The organism is Brevundimonas sp. UBA7534 (assembly GCF_002479325.1).
Classification (GTDB): Bacteria; Pseudomonadota; Alphaproteobacteria; order Caulobacterales; family Caulobacteraceae; genus Brevundimonas.
Window position 1 is genome coordinate 1 of the sequence record NZ_DLMO01000130.1, and the last position, 2,108, is coordinate 2,108.

The following is a 2,108-nucleotide window of genomic DNA, read 5'->3' on the forward strand; positions in this document are numbered from 1 at the left end:
TGATTGAGTACGAACCCTAGGGCGCGCAGGAAAAAGGCCCCGGCGTTTCCGCCGAGGCCCCTTGGTTCAGGCTATTATCCCGCCCCTAGTTCCGGTTGCCGCCCATGAAGGCCAGCAGGAACTGGAACAGGTTGATGAAGTTGATGAACAGGCTCAGCGCGCCGAAGCCGGTGGCCACGCCCATCGCGTTCTGGTCGCCGCCCAGGGCGTAGTAGGTCATCTTCAGACGCTGGGTGTCATAGGCGATCAGGCCCGAGAAGATCAGCACGCCCAGGGCGCTGATGATCAGGTAGAAGGTCCCGGACTGCAGGAACATGTTCACGATCGAGGCCAGGATCAGGCCGATCACGCCCATGATCAGGAAGGTGCCCATGCCCGACAGGTCCTTCTTGGTGGTGTAACCCACCAGCGACAGGCCGCCGAAGGCCGCCGCCGTGACCAGGAAGGTCGAGACCAGGCTGCCGCCCGTATAGCGCAGGAACAGGATGCCCAGGCCCGCGCCAATGGTGGCGACCACGGCCCAGTACAGCATGTTCACGCCGCGCGCGGTCGGGTTCTTCATGAAGAACATCGAGCCGAACAGCATGACCAGCGGCGAGAACTGGACGATCATGCCCAGCACCGTCAGGCCGATGCGGCCATCGGGTCCGACGGCGAACAGCATCTGCTGCACCGCCGGCACATTGCCGGTGACATAGGACAGGGCCGCCGCGACCAGCAGGCCCAGCGCCAGCTTGTTATAGACGCCCAGCATGAAGGACCGCAGGCCGGCGTCGACCGACATGTCGGCCGTCTGCGGCAGCGGGCGGGCGTAGCCGTTGTTGAAATCGCTCATGGCGACGAACTTTCTCCCATAGGCCGGGGAAGGCTTTCCCCGGTCGTATGTCGCGAATATCGGGATGCGGGGGCGTCCCTGCAAGGAAAACCGGACTTGGAGCCGGGCGTTCCGGCCGCTACCAACCGTCGCATGCTGCGCCTGTTCACCGCCCTGTCGATCCCCGAGGACGTCGCCGAGACGCTGCAACGGCGCCAATCCGGCCTGCCCGGCGCGCGCTGGCGGCCGCTGGAGGCGCTGCACGTCACCCTGGCCTTTCACGGCGAGATGGACGAGCGCCGGGCCGACGACCTGGCCTCGGAGCTGTCGCGCGTGGGCGGCGCGCCGTTCGAGATCGTGCTGAAGGGCGTGGGCGCCTTCGGCGACGCGCACCGCAGCCACACCATCTGGGCCGGCGTCGAGACGCCAAACGAGACCCTGTCGGTCCTGGCCGGCCGCTGCCGCGCGGCGGCGGGGCGCGCGGGTGTGACGACCGAGGCGCGCGAATACCGGCCGCACGTCACCTTGGCCTATCTGAAGCCCCAGACCGACCCGGCCCGCGTCGGGGCCTGGATCACCGGCCACAACCTGCTGCATTCGCCGCCGATCCGCATCGACCGTTTCGGCCTCTATTCCAGCGTCCTGACCGACGCGGGCAGCCATTATCAGCTGGAACGGGAGTATCTGCTGTGACCGGCCCCGTGATCGAGACCGAGCGCCTGATCCTGCGCCCGCCGACCATGGCGGACTTTCCCCGCTGGGCCGAATTCCAGGCCGACGCCGAGACGACCCGCTTCATCGGCGGCCCCAAAACGCCGCCGGAGACCTGGCGCATCCTGATGACCGTGGCCGGGGCGTGGAGCCTGACGGGGGTCAGTTTCTTCTCGGTGATCGAAAAGGCGTCGGGCCAATGGGTCGGGCGGATCGGACCGTGGCGGCCCGAGGGCTGGCCGGGACCCGAGGTCGGCTGGAGCCTGCACCCCCACGCCGTCGGAAAGGGCTACGCCCATGAAGCGGCCGCCGCCAGCCTGGACTACGCCTTCGACGTGCTGAGCTGGGACGAGGCGATCCACACCATCGACGCCGACAACGCCGCCTCCATCCGCCTGGCCGAGCGGTTGGGCTCGCGGTATCGCGGACCGGGCCGCCTGCCGCCGCCGTTCGAGGCCCTGCCGGTCGGCGTCTGGGGCCAGACCCGCGACGAATGGCGCGCGCGGACGCGCTGAAAGGGGCAACCGAACCCGTCGTCGCCACGTATCGGACCAAAACGGAACGAGGATACGCCTGATGACGC

3 protein-coding genes are annotated in these 2,108 nt (G+C 68.1%); 2 read left to right on the forward strand and 1 reads right to left on the reverse strand.

The annotated features are described in order from the left end of the window. Nucleotides 1-85: 85 nt before the first annotated feature. Nucleotides 86-835 (reverse strand): Bax inhibitor-1/YccA family protein, encoded by a 750-nt coding sequence (locus B2U11_RS10650; RefSeq protein ID WP_292071652.1) that lies wholly within the window; start codon nt 833-835, stop codon nt 86-88. A 132-nt stretch (nt 836-967) separates the two neighbouring features. On the opposite strand from B2U11_RS10650, the gene thpR reads away from it, so the two are divergent. Together thpR and B2U11_RS10660 are read left to right on the forward strand one after the other, a co-directional pair. Continuing rightward, nucleotides 968-1,507 carry an RNA 2',3'-cyclic phosphodiesterase gene (gene thpR, locus B2U11_RS10655; RefSeq protein WP_292071654.1) on the forward strand — a complete coding sequence of 180 codons (540 nt, stop codon included), beginning with the start codon at nt 968-970 and terminating at the stop codon, nt 1,505-1,507. Further along, nucleotides 1,504-2,040 carry a GNAT family N-acetyltransferase gene (locus B2U11_RS10660; protein ID WP_292071655.1) on the forward strand — a complete coding sequence of 179 codons (537 nt, stop codon included), beginning with the start codon at nt 1,504-1,506 and terminating at the stop codon, nt 2,038-2,040. The genes thpR and B2U11_RS10660 overlap by 4 nt, the downstream gene beginning before the upstream one ends. Nucleotides 2,041-2,108: the final 68 nt, after the last annotated feature.